Source organism: Cellulomonas sp. NPDC089187 (assembly GCF_040685135.1).
Taxonomy (GTDB): Bacteria; Actinomycetota; Actinomycetes; order Actinomycetales; family Cellulomonadaceae; genus Cellulomonas.
Genome location: NZ_JBFBHI010000001.1, coordinates 353135 through 369330, shown reverse-complemented (window position 1 = coordinate 369330; position 16196 = coordinate 353135). Strand labels below are relative to the sequence as shown.

The window sequence follows — 16196 nt, the reverse complement described above, 5'->3', positions numbered from 1 at the left end:
CGCCCGATGGCGGCACGCTGCCCTCCGGAGCCGCGCCCTACGGAGCCGCGCCCTACGGAGCGATGCCTCATGGAGCCGCGCCCTACGGGGAAGCGCCCTATGGAACACAGCCCTACGGGACACAGCCCTATGGAACACCGCAGCCGGGCGCATGGGCTCCCCAGTACCCGGGAGCGATGCCGTTCCCGCCCGGCGGGTACCCACCCATGAGCCCGCAGCAGCTCTTCGATGGCGCGCAGACCCCGGACGACCTGGCTCGGCCACTGTACGGAGCGCGCTTCCCGGACGCCTGCCGTCGGTACTTCCGGAACTACGCCACGTTCACCGGGCGGGCCTCTCGGTCCGAGTACTGGTGGGCGTTCGCGATGCAGGGCCTGGCGATGCTGGTCGGGCTAATCCTGGTGTGGATCGGCGCGGCTCTGATGGCGACATCGCAGAGCGCGGGGAACGCCGTGATCTGGTCCGGTGTGGTGGCCATGACCGCCGTGGTCATCGCCTGCTTAGTGCCGAACCTGGCCATCAGCTGGCGGCGGCTGCACGACACGAACCTCGGTGGCCCGATGTACTTCCTGTCCTGCATCCCGTATCTGGGCGGGCTGATTCTGCTGATCCTGCTGGCGATGCCGTCCAAGCCGGAGGGTCGCCGGTTCGACCTCCCACGCTGGCCGCGCTGACGGTGCCTCGCGCGGTCAGTGGGTGATCGCGAGCCGGTCGTAGACCCGCCGCAGCGGCGCGGGTGCCCACCAGTTCCACTCCCGCAGCACGGTCATCGTGGCCGGCACCAGCAGCAGGCGGACCAGCGTCGCGTCGATCAACACCGCCACGGCGAGGGAGAAGCCGACCTCCTTGATCACCAGCAGGTCCCCGGCGACGAACCCGGCGAACACCGCGACGATCACGGCGGCCGCGCTGGTGATCACCCGGCCGGACCGTTGGAGCCCGCGCCGGACCGCGTCGTCGTTGCTGGTGCCCTGGTCGTGCAGCTCCTTGATCCGGGACAGCAGGAAGACCTCGTAGTCCATCGCCAGGCCGAAGCCGAACGCGATCACCAGGGCGAGCACATAGGTCTCGATGCCACCGGTGGACTCGAAGCCCAGCAGGCCGGACAGGTGGCCGTCCTGGAACACCCAGACCAGCACGCCGAGGCTTGCGCACAGCGACACCGCGTTGGTGAGCAGCGCCTTGATCGGCACCAGCACCGAGCCGGTCATCAGGAACAACAGCACCAGCGTGGCCAGGGCGACGATGGCCAGTGCCCAGGGCGCGCGCTCGGCCAGCGCGTCCACAAAGTCGATCTGGTTCGCGGCCTGCCCGCCGACGTGGGCGTCCAGGTCCAGCGCGCGGATCTCCCGCACGACGTCCTGGGTGGGGCGACTGCCGGGGTCGAGATCGGTGGGGTGCACGCCGATCAGCACGCCGTGTCCGACGGCCACAGGATCGTCGACGGTCTCGACGCCGGGCAGGTCGGCGATGGCGGTGGCCATGGTGAGGGCCTGATCCAGGGTCGACTCGGTGACGACCTGGACAGAGGGGCTCGCTGAGGCGGGGTACTCGGTGGACAGCACCTGCACGTACTCGCGCTGCGGGCTGTTCAGCGGGAGCAACTGGGTGGTGGAGTTGCGTAGCTCCAGGTGCAGCAGCGGGCTGGCGAGCACCAGCAGGATCACCAACGAGCCGCCGATCACCCACCAGGGACGGCGCTGCACCCGGGCGGTCAGACGGGAGAACGCCCCCTCGTCAGCCTGGACGTCGGCGGTGCGTTCCAGGACACGATGCAGGAACGGCACCCGGGAGAGCAGACCGGAGCCGGCCAGTCGTCGACCGGTGAAGGCGAGCAGCGCGGGCACCAGCGTGAGCGCGGTGGTGACGGCGAAGATGATGACGGCGATGGCTCCCGCCCCGAATGCGCGCAGGATGTCCTGGCGGAAGACCAGCAGTCCGGCGATGGAGACGGCGACGGTCAGCGCGGAGAAGGCGACGGTGCGCCCGGCGGTGGCGATGGTCCGGATCAGCGCGGTCGTGACGGCTCCGTCCCCGCGGCGGCGACGGTTGGATGCGCCCTCGTCATCACCCAGCGCCGTGCCGAGCTCCTCGCGGAACCGCGACACGATCAACAGGCCGTAGTCGATGGACAGACCCAGCCCGAGCACGGTGACGACGTTGACCACCGAGGACTCCATGTCGGTGATCAGGTGGGAGAGCAGCCACAGTGACCCGAGCCCCCCGGCGATCGAGGCCAGCGCCCCGGCCAACGGCATCGCAGCGGCCAGGAATCCGCCGAACACCAGCACCATGATCACCAGCGCGATGGGCAGCGCCACCGCCTCTCCGGTGGTGAGATCCTCCCGGACCTGGTCGGTGATGGCGGAGATGATCAGCGAGGTGCCGCCAACCAGACCGGTGGCCTGCGGGGCGACGTCCGTCAGTGCGTCCGGGACGTGACTCAGCGCGCTCTCGACCCGGGACAGGGCGGCGTCCCGGGCATCGGCGGACAGCTCCGGGTCGAGTTCGGCCACCATGAGGAACCCGTCACCGGACTGGGCGAGCAGCGGTGCAGCGGCGGGGTTGTCGATGCCGTCGGGCAGGACGTAGGGGTCAATGACGGTGGCGACACCCTCGATGCTGAGCAGGTCCGCCCGTGCCGGTTCCAGCGCCTCGGCCAGCCCGTCAGCGGAGGGGTCCACCTCGCTGACCGCCAGGGTCAGTGACGCGCCGACGTCATCGGAGGTGAGGAGCTCAGCCGCCCGGGCACTGTCCGACCCGGGCACCACCGGCTCGCCGGTGCTGAGCCGGTCGAAGAGGTTCTGGCCGCCCAGGCCAGTCAGCGCGAGCAGCCCGCAGGCGACGGCGATCGCCGCCCAGACGACGACGGTGAGACGGGGATGACGGGCGACCGCCCGACCGAGACTCTCGAACACGCCGGTCAGCATCTCAGGCCGGACCGGCTGTGGGCGAGCCACCAGGTCACCGAGTGTGGGCGGCGCTGCGTAGGCTGACGGGATGGACCTGTTCGACGCGCTGGGTTCGACCGCGCAGGGCACCCCGGCACCGGCACCGGGTGCGCCGCTGGCGGTGCGGATGCGACCGGCCAGTCTGTCGGAGGTTGCTGGGCAGGAGCATTTGTTGGAGCCCGGGTCTCCGCTGCGTCGCCTGGTCGAGCCGGCGGACGGCACCCAGCGTCGGGCGGCACCGTCCTCGGTGGTGCTCTGGGGTCCGCCGGGCACGGGCAAGACCACGCTGGCCTATCTGGTGGCGGCGACGTCGGGCCGACGGTTCGTCGAGCTGTCCGCGGTCACCGCCGGGGTCAAGGACGTGCGCCAGGTGGTCGAGGACGCCCGACGCCGTTTGGCCGCCGACGGTTCGGAGACCGTGCTGTTCATCGATGAGGTGCACCGGTTCACCAAGGCCCAGCAGGACGCGCTACTGCCCAGTGTGGAGAACCGCTGGGTGACCCTGGTCGCAGCGACCACGGAGAACCCGAGCTTCTCGGTGAACTCCCCGCTGCTGTCCCGCTCCCTGCTGTTGACCCTGCGCCCGCTGACCACCGAGGACGTGCGTGCCCTGGTCCGGCGAGCGGTGGAGGACGAGCGTGGTCTGGCCGGGTCGGTGCAGCTGAGCGCGGACGCGGAGGAGCACCTGCTCCGGTTGGCCGGTGGTGACGCGCGCAAGGCGTTGACCATCCTGGAGGCCGCTGCCGGTGCTGCGCTGGAGGAGCCGGACGCCCCGACCCCGGCTCCGGTGGACCTGCCGACGATGGAGCGCGCGATCGATGTCGCCGCGGTGCGCTACGACCGGGACGGTGATCAGCACTACGACGTGATCAGCGCGTTCATCAAGTCGATCCGCGGATCGGATGTCGACGCCGCGCTGCATTACCTGGCCCGGATGATCGCTGCGGGGGAGGACCCACGGTTCATCAGCCGCCGGATCATGATCTCCGCCGCCGAGGATGTCGGGATGGCCGACCCCTCCGCACTGCAGACCGCGGTGGCGGCGGCGCAGGCGGTGCAGCTGATCGGGATGCCGGAGGCGCAGATCATCCTGGCCGAGGCCGTGGTGCACCTGGCGACCGCCCCCAAGTCCAACCGGTCCTACGCCGGGATCAACGCCGCTCTGGCCGATGTGCGCGCCGGGAAGATCGGCACGGTGCCCTTCCATCTGCGTGACGCGCACTACGCCGGAGCCCAGCAGCTTGGTCACGGCAAGGGCTACCAGTACCCGCATGACGACCCGATCGGGATCAGTCCGCAGCAGTACCTGCCGGAGGACCTGGTCGGGACGCGGTACTACGAGCCCAGTGACCGCGGCTACGAGCGCCAGGTCACCGAGCGGCTGGGCCGGATCAGGTCAGTGTTGGACCAGGCCACCGACTGAGCCGTGTAGACTTGACCGGTCCTCGGGCGCTGCTGTGCCCGATGCGACCACCTGGGGTCCTAGCCCGCGGAGTTCCACACACCGCATCAAGGTCGGCCCCACGCCCCATCGGAACTCACCGGTGCGGTGTGCCGTGTACTGCAAACGACAGGAAGTATCACTGTGAGCAACGTGACCCGCTCGCGCCGCCAGGTGCGACTGTCCCGTGCGCTGGGCCTGGCCCTGACGCCGAAGGCCGTCAAGCACTTCGAGAAGCGCCCCTACCCGCCCGGTGAGCACGGCCGCGCCCGTCGTCGGACCGAGTCCGACTACGCCGTCCGTCTGCGGGAGAAGCAGCGTCTGCGCGCCCAGTACGCGCTGCGCGAGAAGCAGATGGTCCGCGCCTACGAGGCCGCCCGCAAGGCCCCGGGTCTGACCGGTGAGGCCCTGGTCGAGGACCTGGAGACCCGCCTGGACGCCCTGGTGCTGCGCGCCGGGTTCGCCCGCACCATCCTGCAGGCCCGTCAGGTCGTGACCCACCGTCACGTGCTGGTCGACGGCCAGATCGTGGACCGCCCGTCCTTCCGCGTGAAGGAGGGTCAGACCCTGCAGATCAAGCCGAAGAGCCAGACCACCGTGCCGTTCCAGGTGGCCGCCGCCGGTGCCCACCGCGACGTGCTGCCGGCCGTTCCGGGCTACCTGGACGTCCAGCTGGAGAAGCTCTCCGCGAAGCTGACCCGCCGTCCGAAGCGCGCCGAGGTCCCCGTGACCTGCGACGTGCAGCTGGTCGTCGAGTACTACGCTCGCTGATCCACTGAACTCCGCAACGCCCCGGCACGACCCCTGGTCCGTGTCGGGGCGTTGCTGCGTCCAGGCGTCCTCATCCATCCCGTTGCCGGGTTCCTGACGGGGCCATCGCCGCCGGGTCGGCCCGGGTAGGGTGCTCCGGGACGCAGAACTGCCATGAGAGAAGGGTCATCGTGCTGGGAGACATCGCGGGGTTGATCGCCGCCATCGCCTTCGTGCTGCTGGTCGGCGCGCTGGCCCTGCCTCTGGTGAAGCTCGGACGTGTGCTCGACGAGACCCGGACGTCGGTCCGGGAGCTCACCGAGCACACCGTCCCGATCCTGGACGAGGCCGCCACCACGGTGAGCAGCGCCAACACCCAGTTGGAGCGGGTCGACACCGTGACCACCGCGGCGGCGAACGTCTCGCAGAACGTGTCCGCACTGAGCTCGCTGTTCTCCGCGACGGTCGGCGGTCCGATGATCAAAGTTGCCGCGTTCTCCTACGGGGTGCGCTCGGCGCTGTCCGGTCTGGCCGGCCGCGGGAAGAAGTCCGGCCGATGAGGCGTTTGATCTGGGTCGGTGTCGGAGTGGTCGCCACCGTGGCGGTGGCGCACCGGCTCGGCCTGATCGACGTGCCCGGTGCGCCGCGTCGGGAGTCGAAGCCCGCGGACCCGGTGATCGCCGCAGCCCGCGGACTGCTCGCTGCCGGACGGACAGCCGGGGGAGTCCAGCAGGCACTGCGCCAGGCCCGGACCGACTTCCGTGACGGGATGGCCGAGCGCGAGGCCCAGCTGCGGGACAACCTGCTCGGGGATGCCGACATCGACGCGATCAAGGCGGAGCGCCGGGCAAGCGCAGCACCCGGACCCGCCACCGACGGGGTAGCCCCGCCGTCCTGGCACACCGACCCGGAGGCTCGCCGCGAGGCGCGTGCGGCCCGGGCCCGACGTGGCTGGGCGGACGCCCCCACCGAGGACCCCGAGGACGACGACGAGCAGCCGTACTCCTTCTTCTGATTCACCCCTGACTGTCACTGACTGACTTCACACCACGAGGACACCATGCGTACCGCCGAGATCCGTCAGCGTTGGCTCGACTTCTTTGAGAGCAAGGGCCACGCGGTCGTGCCCTCCGCCCCGCTGATCTCGCCCGACCCGTCCACGCTGTTCGTGATCGCGGGCATGGTGCCGTTCATCCCGTACATGCTGGGCGAGCAGACCCCGCCGTGGCCGCGTGCCACCTCGGTGCAGAAGTGCGTGCGCACCCTGGACATCGAGGAGGTCGGCAAGACCACTCGGCACGGCACGTTCTTCCAGATGAACGGCAACTTCTCCTTTGGTGACTACTTCAAGGCCGAGGCGATCGGCTACGCCTGGGAGCTGATCACCGGCAGCCAGGCGGACGGCGGCTACGGATTCGACCCGGACAAGGTCTGGGTCACCGTCTACCACGACGACGACGAGGCCGCGCAGCTCTGGAAGAAGATCGCCGGGCTGCCGGACGAGCGGATCCAGCGCCGTGGGATGCGGGACAATTTCTGGTCCACCGGTGCCCGGGGTCCGGCCGGTCCGTGCTCGGAGATCTACATCGACCGCGGTCCGGAGTTCGGTGCGGAGGGCGGCCCGGTCGTCGACGAGGACCGCTACCTGGAGATCTGGAACCTGGTCTTCATGCAGTACGAGCGCGCCGACGGTGGGACCAAGGACGACTTCCCGCTGCTGGGTGAGCTCAAGCAGAAGAACATCGACACCGGCATGGGCCTGGAGCGGGTGGCCTACCTGATGCAGGGCGTCGACAACATGTACGAGATCGACCAGGTCTTCCCGGTGATCGGGGCGGCGCAGGAGGTCTCCGGTCGTCGCTACGGCGCGAACCACGAGGACGACGTGCGGATGCGGGTGGTCGCCGACCACGTGCGCTCTGGTCTGATGCTGATGAGCGACGGCGTCACCCCCTCCAACGAGGGCCGTGGATACGTGCTGCGCCGACTGCTGCGCCGTTCGGTGCGGGCGATGCGGCTGCTCGGCGTGGAGGAGGCGACCCTGCCGACCCTGCTGCCCACCAGCAAGGACGCGATGAAGGACGCGTACCCGGAGCTGGAGACCGACTTCGACCGGATCAGCCGGATCGCCTACGCGGAGGAGGAGTCCTTCCTGCGCACGCTGGCGGCGGGAACGACGATCCTGGATCTGGCGGTGTCCGAGGCGAAGAGCGCCCCGAATGTGCCGACCCCGGTGCTCTCCGGTGACAAGGCCTTCCAGCTGCACGACACCTACGGCTTCCCGATCGACCTGACGTTGGAGATGGCCGCCGAGCAGGGCGTGACCGTCGACGAGACCGCGTTCCGCTCCCTGATGCAGGCGCAGCGCGAGCGTGCTCGGGCCGATGCGCTGGCCAAGCGTTCCGGCCGCGCGGACCTCACCGCGTACCAGGACCTGCACGCGACCCTGAACAGTTCGGGTGCCAAGCCGGTCGAGTTCGTCGGCTACAGCCAGGCCTCCGCCCGCGCCCGGGTGGTCGGTCTGCTGGTGGACGGTGTGCCCGCCCCGGCGGCGACTGCCCCGGCGGAGGTCGAGGTCGTGCTGGACACCACGCCGTTCTACGCGGAGATGGGTGGTCAGCTGGCCGACCAGGGCACCATCGTGCTGGATGGCGGTGCCACCATCGAGGTGGACGACGTGCAGGCGCCGATCAAGGGGCTGCCGGTGCACCGTGGTCGCCTGATCGACGGCACCATGACCATCGACGAGCCCGGCACCGCCACCATCGACACCACCCGTCGCCTGGCGATCAGCCGCGCGCACACCGCCACCCACCTGGTGCACAAGGCCGTGCGCGAGTCGCTCGGTGACACCGCCACCCAGGCGGGCTCGGAGAACGCGCCGAGCCGAATCCGGTTCGACTTCCGCTCCGGCCAGGCCGTGCCGACCGGGGTGCTGGGCGAGATCGAGGCCCGGGTGAACAGCCGCTTGCAGGAGGACCTGGAGGTCACCGACCAGGTGATGCCCATCGCCGAGGCGCGTGCGCTGGGCGCGATGGCGCTGTTCGGGGAGAAGTACGGCGATCAGGTGCGGGTGGTCTCCATCGGCGGTGACTGGTCGCGTGAGCTGTGCGGTGGCACCCACGTGCGCCGCTCCGGTGAGCTGGGTCTGGTCACGCTGCTCGGCGAGTCGTCCATCGGCTCCGGCGTGCGCCGGGTCGACGCGCTGGTCGGCGACGGGGCCTACGGCTTCCACGCCACTGAGCACGCGCTGGTGGGGCAGCTGTCCGGTCTGCTCGGTGCCCGCCCGGATGAGCTGCACGACCGGGTGTCCTCGCTGATGACCCGGCTCAAGGAGACCGAGAAGCAGCTGTCCACGATGCGTGCCGCCCAGGTGCTGGCCGCCGCGGCGGGTCTCGCCTCCGGCGCCGAGCTGGTCAACGGCACCCGTGTGGTCACCCACGACGCGGGTGAGGCCGCGGCCGATGACCTGCGCACGCTGGTGCTGGACGTCCGCTCCCGCCTCGGCGAGTCCGCCCCGGCGGTGGTCGCGGTCGGCGGGGTGGCCAAGGGCCGTCCGGTCGTGGTCATCGCGACCAATGCCGCCGCCCGGGAGCAGGGCATTCGTGCCGGCGCGCTGGTCAAGACCGCCACCGGTGTGCTCGGTGGCGGTGGTGGCGGCAAGGACGATCTGGCACAGGGCGGCGGTCAGGACGCGGGCAAGCTGCCCGAGGCACTGACCGGCGTGCGTGACGCCGTGGCCGCGGCCTGAGCGCGGCTGTGTCGACTGTCGATGACGCGCCGGTCGAGCGCGGGGTACGCCTGGCGGTCGACGTCGGGTCGGTCCGGGTCGGGCTCGCGAGTTCCGACCCGGATGGCCTGATCGCCACGCCGGTAGCGACCCTGGCCCGCGACCGACGCGCCGACGTCGAGATCCCCACCGATCTCTCACAGATCGTCGCTGAGGTGCGGGAACGAGCGGCTGCGATCGTCTATGTGGGCCTGCCACGTCATCTTTCTGGTGCCGAGGGCTCGGCATCCGAGGCTGCGCGCGCGTACTCTATTGCGCTGGCGCAGGCCATCGCACCGGTTCCGGTGCGGTTGGTCGATGAGCGGATGAGCACGGTGTCCGCCCATCACGCGCTGCATGCGTCCGGCCGAGCCGGGCGGCGCCATCGTTCTGTGGTCGATCAGGCTGCGGCGGTGGTGATCCTGCAGAGCGCCCTGGACGGGGAGCGAGCGCGGGGTCGGCGACCGGGGGAACCGGTGCCGGTTCCGCAGTCGCCCACCGGTCCGGGCGAGGGGGACCGCCAGGATGCCGGACCAGCACGACCGACCGAAAGGACCACCGAGTGAGCGACCTCTTCCTCGATGCTCCGCACCAGGAGGAGCACGACGAGGCCCCGCTGCCGAGCCGTCGCTCCCGCCGCGATGACCGGGTGGCGCAGACCAAGCGCCGCAAGAACCGTCGGCGTCGCAGTGGCGTGGTGCTGGTGTTGGTGCTCGCGCTCCTCGGCGGGACCGGATTCGTGGTCTGGAGCGTCTTCGGCGACCTGTTCGGTGGGGACGGCACGCAGGCCACGGTCCGGGACTACCCCGGGCCCGGTGCCGGTGAGGCTCAGGTGACGGTCTCCGCTGGGGATTCCGGTCAGGCCATCGGTGCCAAGCTGGTCGACGTCGGCGTGGTCGCCACCGTTGGTGCCTTCACCGACGCCTACTCCGCGAACTCCCAGGCCACCTCGATCCAGCCGGGCACGTACGCGCTCAAGCAGCAGATGACCGCGGCTGATGCCGTCAACGCGCTGCTCGACCAGGCCAACCGGGTGTCGTCGCGGGTCACGATCCCCGAGGGCTACACCGCCGCCCAGATCTACGACCGCATCTACGAGATCACCACCATCCCGGTGGAGGACCTTGAGGCCGCCGCACAGGACCCCGCCGCGCTGGGTGTCCCGGTGGCGGTGGAGAACATCGAGGGTTGGCTGTACCCGGCCACCTACGAGTTCGAGCCCGGATCGTCGGCGACCGATGTGCTCAGCGCGATGGTCGCCAAGACGGTCCAGGAATTGACCGCCAAGGGCGTGGCCACCGACCAGATGGAGACCGTGCTGATTAAGGCCTCCATCGTCGAGCGCGAGGGCAAGCGGGACGAGGACCGGCCGAAGATCGCCCGGGCCATTGAGAACCGGCTCGCGGACGGGCAGCTGCTGCAGGTGGACGCCGTGGTGGCCTACGGGCTAGGCATCTCCGGCACCGAGCTGACCAACGCCGACACTAGCGGTGCCCAGCCGCCATACAACCCGTACAACACCTACAAGGTTGCCGGGCTGCCGCCGACGCCGATCGCGTCGCCGGGTGCCGCCTCCGTGGATGCGGTGCTGGCCCCAGCGGAGGGGGACTGGCTGTTCTGGGTCACCGTCAACCTGGACACCGGCGAGACCAAGTTCGCGCGGACCTATGACGAGCACCAGGCGAATGTCGCCGAGCTGCGCGCCTGGCAGGCCGCCAACTCCTGAGTCGTCGCCGACCTCACCCGAACGCCGCTTGCCCAGCTGGGCGGGCGGCGTTCGTGTGATTCCTGGCCGACTAGGCTTCCGCGGGTGAGCGAGCAGACGGCAAGGCGGGCAGCGGTGCTCGGGCACCCGATCGGGCACTCGTTGTCCCCACGGCTGCACCGGGCGGCCTATGCGGCCCTCGGGCTGGAGAGCTGGCAGTACACGGCCATCGATCTGACCGAGGAGCAGTTGCCCGCGTTCATCGCTGGGTTGGACGACTCGTGGGCCGGGCTGAGCGTCACGATGCCGTTGAAGCAGGCCGTGATGGGGCTGGTCGATCACGTGGAGCCGTTGGCGAGCGTGGTCGGGGCGGTGAACACCGTGCTGGTGCAGGGTGGTGGGCGTCGTCCGACGCTGGTCGGGGCGAACACCGACGTGCACGGGATCGTCGCCGCACTGCGGGAGGGTGGTTCTGGTGGCACTGCCTCCACGGCGGCCGTGCTCGGGGCCGGCGCTACCGCGTCCGCGGCGCTGGCGGCGTTGGCGGAGCTCGGATGTGCGGAGCCGGTGGTCTACGTCCGGTCGCTCGGACGCACCGGAGCGCTGGCGTTGGCCGCGCATCGGATGGGTGTGCATCCCGTGTTTCGGCCGCTCGCCGAGGCTGCGACGGGAATCCTCGATGTCGATCTGGTCGTGTCGACACTGCCGCCGGGCGGGGCGGACTTCCTGGTCCCGGAGGTGGCTGGACGTCAGGTCGCCGGGGTGTTGCTCGATGCGGCCTACGACCCACGACGCAGCGCGGTGGGTGCGGCCTGGGCGGGCGCGGGTGGGTCGACGGTCGACGGCGAGCGGATGCTGCTGCACCAGGCGGTCGAGCAGGTGCGATTGATGACCGGACAGCCAGGCCCGCTGACGGCGATGGACGCGGCGCTGGGTGACGCCCTGGGGTGAGTCCGCCACGGAGCGCTCATCCCTGACGCCCCGCCTGCCGATGGTCCCTGGGGACGGGTAAGCAGCCCGCCCGGGAGGGAACGGTCGGTTGAAGCAGCTCGGCGAGATCCTGCTGGACGAGGGCCTGGTCACCGAGGCGCAGCTGATGGCGGCGCTGGATGAACAGATGGCGCGAGGGCAGTCGTTGGGTCGCACCCTGGTCGAGGTCGGCATCCTCACCGAGGGACAACTGGTCGCGGCGCTGGCCCGGCAGGTCGGGATGGCCTTTGTCGATCTGGACGAGTACCCGGTGGACCGGTCCGCCGTGACGGCGGTGCCTGCTGCGTTGTGTCGGCGGTACACGGTGCTGCCGGTCGGGTTCCAGGACGGTGCGCTGGTGCTGGCCACCGCGGACCCGGGCAATGTCGTGGCCGTGGATGATGTGCGCACCGTCTCCGGGATGAGTGTGCTGCCGGTGGTCGCCACCTTCGAGAACGTCACCCGCGCGATCGATCGGTACTGCCGGGCCGACGGTGAGATGGAGGACCTGTCCAGCGCCTTCGAGGAGGAGCAGGCACCGGCGGAAGCGGACCTGTCCCGCATTGGCGACGTGGTCGACGACGACGCCCCGATCGTCCGCTACGTGAACCTGCTGGTCACCCAGGCGATCTCCGACCGGGCCTCGGACATCCACATCGAGCCCACCGAACACGACCTGCGGGTGCGGTACCGGATCGACGGTGTGCTGCATGAGATGCAACGCTCGCCCAAGCAGATCCAGGGTGGGGTGATCTCCCGGGTGAAGATCATGTCCGACATCGACATCGCCGAGCGGCGCAAGCCCCAGGACGGGCGGATGTCGGTCACCCACAACGGTCGCAAGATCGACCTGCGGGTGGCGACCCTGCCGACGGTGTGGGGCGAGAAGATCGTGATGCGCATCCTGGACAACTCCACCGCCTCGCTGGACCTGCGAGACCTCGCCTTCCTGGACCAGAACTTCGAGGTCTACTCCGAGGCGTACACCAAGCCCTACGGAATGATCCTGGTCACCGGTCCGACCGGTTCCGGCAAGTCGACGACGCTCTACGCGACGTTGAACGCGGTGTCGAAGCCGGAGATCAACGTGATCACGGTGGAGGACCCGGTGGAGTACCGGCTGCCCGGGATCAACCAGGTGCAGGTGAACCCCAAGGCGGGGCTGACCTTTGCCGGGGCGCTGCGGTCAATCCTGCGCTCGGACCCCGATGTGGTGCTGCTCGGTGAGATCCGTGACCACGAGACGGCCCAGATCGCCATCGAGGCGGCGCTGACCGGTCACCTGGTGCTGTCGACCCTGCATACCAATGACGCGCCCTCGGCGGTGACCCGGCTGACCGAGATGGGCATCGAACCGTTCCTGGTCGGATCGGCGCTGGACGCGGTGGTCGCCCAGCGGCTGGCCCGCAAGCTCTGCGACAAGTGCTGCGAGCCGTACACCCCCTCGGAGGAGGAGCTGGTCGGGGCGCGGTTCCCGCGGATGCCGGGGGAGGACCGCCCGGAGTTGTTCCGCCCGGTGGGCTGCGTCGCGTGCTCGCGCACCGGCTACCGCGGTCGACTCGCCCTGCATGAGGTGATGCGGGTGACTGAAGAGGTCGAGCGCCTGGCGGTGGCCCGGGCCTCCGCCGCGGAGATCGCCGCCCTGGCCCACAAGCAAGGGATGATCACGCTCCGCGACGACGGCTGGCAGAAGGTCGTGCTGGGGCAGACCTCGGTGGAGGAGATCCTGCGGGTCGTGGCCTGACGGGTGACAGCTGGGTCGGAGGGCTTCAGGTGGGGCCTGCGACGTCCGATGGGTTCACCAGTGGCCGCGTCCGTGGCCGGTTCGGAGGACTGTGGTGACCGAGGGGTACTCCGGCGACCTGCGTTGGTCGCCGCTGGCCGAGGGGGTGCCGGGCGGAGCTGCCGAAGCGTCGGAGCAGCCGGGCCGGACGACGGAGGGGCTCACCGCGGGTCGCACGAGACCGGGTGAGGCCCGGATGCCGGTTCAGCCCGGCCCGGCCGCCCCGGTGGACGGTGTCGGCGCGCGGTCGGCGGCACCGGTGGGTTCCCGGGCGGCGATGCGGTCGCAGGGCCGGGTGGGCATGGGACACCAACGCCGTGAGCAGGATGTGGTGTTGGACGAGATCTTGATCGCGATGGTCCAGGCCGGTGCCTCGGATCTGCACCTGACGGTCGGCGCGCCCCCAACGATCCGACTGTCCGGCGAGCTGCGCCCGCTGCCCGGGTTCGACGCACCGCTGGAGGCGGAATCGCTGCGCCGGTCGCTGTTCTCCGTGTTGACCCAGAAGCACCGGGAGAAGTTCGAGCAGGAGTTGGAGTTGGACCTGTCCTACTCGGTGCGCGGGCACGCCCGGTTCCGGGTCAACCTGTACCAGCAGCGCGAGTCCATCGGCGCGGCCTTCCGGGTGATCCCGTACGAGATCAAGCCGCTGGAGGAGCTGGGGCTACCGCCGGTGGTGGCGAACTTTGCCGGGCTGCCGCGCGGGATGGTGCTGGTCACCGGTCCCACCGGGTCGGGCAAGTCGACCACGCTGGCGTCGATCATCGACCTGGCGAACCGGACCCGGGCCGAGCACATCATGACCGTCGAGGACCCGATCGAGTTCCTGCACCGGCACAAGAAGGCGCTGATCAACCAGCGCGAGGTGGGGGAGGACACCCACTCCTTCGCGGCGGCGCTCAAGCATGTGCTGCGCCAGGACCCGGACATCATCCTGGTGGGGGAGATGCGCGACCTGGAGACCATCTCCGTGGCGTTGACCGCCGCCGAGACCGGGCACCTGGTGTTCGCCACGCTGCACACTCAGGATGCGGCCCAGACCATCGACCGGATCATCGATGTCTTCCCGGCCCACCAGCAGGCGCAGGTCCGCACCCAGCTGGCCGGGGCGATCCAGGGCGTGGTCTGTCAGACGTTGGCCAAGCGTGCGGACGGCCCTGGGCGTCAGGTCGCCACCGAGGTCATGGTGGCCACCCCCGCGATCCGGAACCTGATCCGCGAGGGCAAGACCCACCAGATCTACTCGGCGATGCAGGCCGGTGCGCAGCAGGGCATGCACACGATGGACCAGCAGCTGGCCGAGCTGGTCAAGTCCGGTCGGATCTCCTATGAGACCGGGCTGGAGAAGAGCCACCACGCCGAGGACTTCAACCGGCTCAGCGGCCGGTTCGGGGTCGCGGCGGGGCCGGTGGCCCAGGGCGGCATGCCCGCCCAGGACGCGATGTACAGCGGTTACGGACAGACTGGGAGTGGCATCTGATGGCGGAGGCGAAGGTCTTCGAGTACGCGGTCCGTGATCGGGCCGGCAAGGTCGTCAAGGGGCGGATCGAGGCGGCCAGTCAGGCTGCGGTGGCCAACCGCCTCAAGACGATGGGTCTGGCACCGACCTCGATCACCGAGGTGCAGACCACCGGTCTCCAGCGCGAGATCCACATTCCCGGCTTCGGGGAGAAGATCAGGCTCAAGGACCTCGCGGTGATGGCGCGGCAGATGGCGACCATGGTCTCGGCCGGGCTGTCCCTGATCCGCACACTCAGCATCCTGGCCGACCAGACCGAGTCCAAGCCGCTGGCCAAGGTGCTGGGCCAGGTTCGCTCCGATGTCGAGACCGGGCAGTCGCTGTCCGCCGCGATGATCAAGCACCGGGAGGCCTTCCCGCCGCTGATGATCAACATCATCCGGGCGGGTGAGGTCGGCGGATTCCTGGAGAAGGCTCTGCTGTCGGTGGCGGAGAATTACGAGGCCGAGGTCAAGCTTCGCGCCAAGATCAAGTCCGCGATGACCTATCCGGTGATGGTGTTCATCATGGCGATCATCGCCGTGGCGGCCATGCTGATCTTCATCGTGCCGGTGTTCCGGGATATGTATGCCCAGCTGGGTGGGACGCTGCCGTTTCCGACCCTCATGTTGGTGTACATCTCGAATGTGCTGAAATGGGCGATCGGTCCGATCGTGATTGGTCTGATCGTGTTCTTCGTCTGGTGGGGCAAGCACAAGAATGATTCGGAGATTCGCCAGAAGGTCGACCCGCTCAAGCTCCGGGTGCCGGTGTTCGGCAACCTGACCCGCAAGATCGCGGTCGCCCGGTTCGCGCGGAACTTCGGCACGATGATCGGCGCCGGAGTGCCGCTGCTCCAGGCGTTGGACATCGTCGGGCAGACCAGTGGGAACTGGGTGATCGAACGCGCCATCGCCGATGTGCAGGAGGCTGTCCGCCGAGGTGAGTCGCTGTCCGCGCCGCTCGCCCAGCACCCGGTGTTCCCGACGATGGTGGTCCAGATGCTCGCCGTCGGTGAGGACTCCGGTGCGATGGAGACCATGCTGGAGAAGGTCGGGGAGTTCTACGACCAGGAGGTCGAGGCGACCACCGAGCAGCTGACCAGCCTGATCGAGCCTCTGATGATCGCGTTCCTCGGAGTGATCGTCGGCGGGATGATCATCGCGCTGTACCTGCCGATCTTCAACGTCTACGACCTGGTGGAGTGAGTCACCCGTTCGGCTGATCGGGTGAATCTGCCCCCATCACCCGAACGAGGCATTCAGATCCCCCGAGCGGTGGCCGATGTCCTGGATGCACGGCAATGACGGACCGGAGTGATCCGCCCGTT

13 protein-coding genes and 1 pseudogene are annotated in these 16196 nt (G+C 69.6%); 12 read left to right on the top strand and 2 right to left on the bottom strand.

Features of this window, described 5'->3' with window-relative positions:
- Window positions 1–24 precede the first annotated feature (24 nt).
- Window positions 25–153, bottom strand: a pseudogene (locus tag AB0N78_RS01760) (pentapeptide repeat-containing protein); the annotation flags it as partial.
- 53 nt (window positions 154–206) lie between these two features.
- On the opposite strand from AB0N78_RS01760, the gene AB0N78_RS01755 reads away from it, so the two are divergent.
- Window positions 207–674 (top strand): DUF805 domain-containing protein, encoded by a 468-nt coding sequence (locus AB0N78_RS01755; protein ID WP_363385036.1) that lies wholly within the window; start codon window positions 207–209, stop codon window positions 672–674.
- 15 nt (window positions 675–689) lie between these two features.
- Here the strand turns inward: AB0N78_RS01755 and AB0N78_RS01750 are convergent, their stop codons facing one another.
- Window positions 690–2918 (bottom strand): MMPL family transporter, encoded by a 2229-nt coding sequence (locus AB0N78_RS01750; protein WP_363385034.1) that lies wholly within the window; start codon window positions 2916–2918, stop codon window positions 690–692.
- A gap of 82 nt (window positions 2919–3000) precedes the next feature.
- Here AB0N78_RS01750 and AB0N78_RS01745 point away from each other — a divergent pair, with 82 nt between their 5' ends.
- The 11 genes from AB0N78_RS01745 (at window position 3001) to AB0N78_RS01695 (ending at window position 16074) form a co-directional block, all read left to right on the top strand.
- Complete coding sequence (locus AB0N78_RS01745; protein WP_363385031.1) at window positions 3001–4374, top strand: replication-associated recombination protein A; 1374 nt, start codon at window positions 3001–3003, stop codon at window positions 4372–4374.
- A 162-nt stretch (window positions 4375–4536) separates the two neighbouring features.
- Window positions 4537–5163, top strand: a complete 627-nt coding sequence (rpsD, locus tag AB0N78_RS01740; RefSeq protein ID WP_363385028.1) for a 30S ribosomal protein S4 — start codon at window positions 4537–4539, stop codon at window positions 5161–5163.
- 167 nt (window positions 5164–5330) lie between these two features.
- A complete protein-coding gene (locus AB0N78_RS01735; protein ID WP_363386209.1) occupies window positions 5331–5702 on the top strand; it encodes a DUF948 domain-containing protein in 372 nt (123 codons plus the stop codon).
- Window positions 5699–6157: a hypothetical protein gene (locus AB0N78_RS01730; protein WP_363385025.1), complete on the top strand. Its 459-nt coding sequence runs from the start codon at window positions 5699–5701 to the stop codon at window positions 6155–6157. The genes AB0N78_RS01735 and AB0N78_RS01730 overlap by 4 nt, the downstream gene beginning before the upstream one ends.
- A gap of 45 nt (window positions 6158–6202) precedes the next feature.
- Window positions 6203–8893, top strand: a complete 2691-nt coding sequence (gene alaS, locus AB0N78_RS01725; RefSeq protein ID WP_363385022.1) for an alanine--tRNA ligase — start codon at window positions 6203–6205, stop codon at window positions 8891–8893.
- 8 nt (window positions 8894–8901) lie between these two features.
- On the top strand, window positions 8902–9477 hold the full coding sequence (ruvX, locus tag AB0N78_RS01720) for a Holliday junction resolvase RuvX (protein ID WP_363385019.1): 576 nt from the start codon (window positions 8902–8904) through the stop codon (window positions 9475–9477).
- Window positions 9474–10637 (top strand): endolytic transglycosylase MltG, encoded by a 1164-nt coding sequence (mltG, locus tag AB0N78_RS01715; protein WP_363385016.1) that lies wholly within the window; start codon window positions 9474–9476, stop codon window positions 10635–10637. Before ruvX ends, mltG begins: the two co-directional genes overlap by 4 nt.
- A gap of 84 nt (window positions 10638–10721) precedes the next feature.
- Window positions 10722–11567 (top strand): shikimate dehydrogenase, encoded by an 846-nt coding sequence (locus AB0N78_RS01710; protein WP_363385014.1) that lies wholly within the window; start codon window positions 10722–10724, stop codon window positions 11565–11567.
- A gap of 88 nt (window positions 11568–11655) precedes the next feature.
- Complete coding sequence (locus AB0N78_RS01705) at window positions 11656–13329, top strand: ATPase, T2SS/T4P/T4SS family (RefSeq protein ID WP_363385011.1); 1674 nt, start codon at window positions 11656–11658, stop codon at window positions 13327–13329.
- A gap of 94 nt (window positions 13330–13423) precedes the next feature.
- Window positions 13424–14848: a type IV pilus twitching motility protein PilT gene (locus AB0N78_RS01700; protein ID WP_363385008.1), complete on the top strand. Its 1425-nt coding sequence runs from the start codon at window positions 13424–13426 to the stop codon at window positions 14846–14848.
- Window positions 14848–16074 (top strand): type II secretion system F family protein, encoded by a 1227-nt coding sequence (locus AB0N78_RS01695; protein WP_363385005.1) that lies wholly within the window; start codon window positions 14848–14850, stop codon window positions 16072–16074. The genes AB0N78_RS01700 and AB0N78_RS01695 overlap by 1 nt, the downstream gene beginning before the upstream one ends.
- Window positions 16075–16196 lie beyond the last annotated feature (122 nt).

Excerpts from the sequence above, each read along its gene's own strand:
- AB0N78_RS01755 (WP_363385036.1), top strand. The coding sequence starts at position 207 with ATGAGCCCGCAGCAGCTCTTCGATGGCGCGCAGACCCCGGACGACCTG.
- AB0N78_RS01745 (WP_363385031.1), top strand. The coding sequence starts at position 3,001 with ATGGACCTGTTCGACGCGCTGGGTTCGACCGCGCAGGGCACCCCGGCA.
- AB0N78_RS01730 (WP_363385025.1), top strand. The coding sequence starts at position 5,699 with ATGAGGCGTTTGATCTGGGTCGGTGTCGGAGTGGTCGCCACCGTGGCG.
- alaS (WP_363385022.1), top strand. The coding sequence starts at position 6,203 with ATGCGTACCGCCGAGATCCGTCAGCGTTGGCTCGACTTCTTTGAGAGC.
- AB0N78_RS01695 (WP_363385005.1), top strand. The coding sequence starts at position 14,848 with ATGGCGGAGGCGAAGGTCTTCGAGTACGCGGTCCGTGATCGGGCCGGC.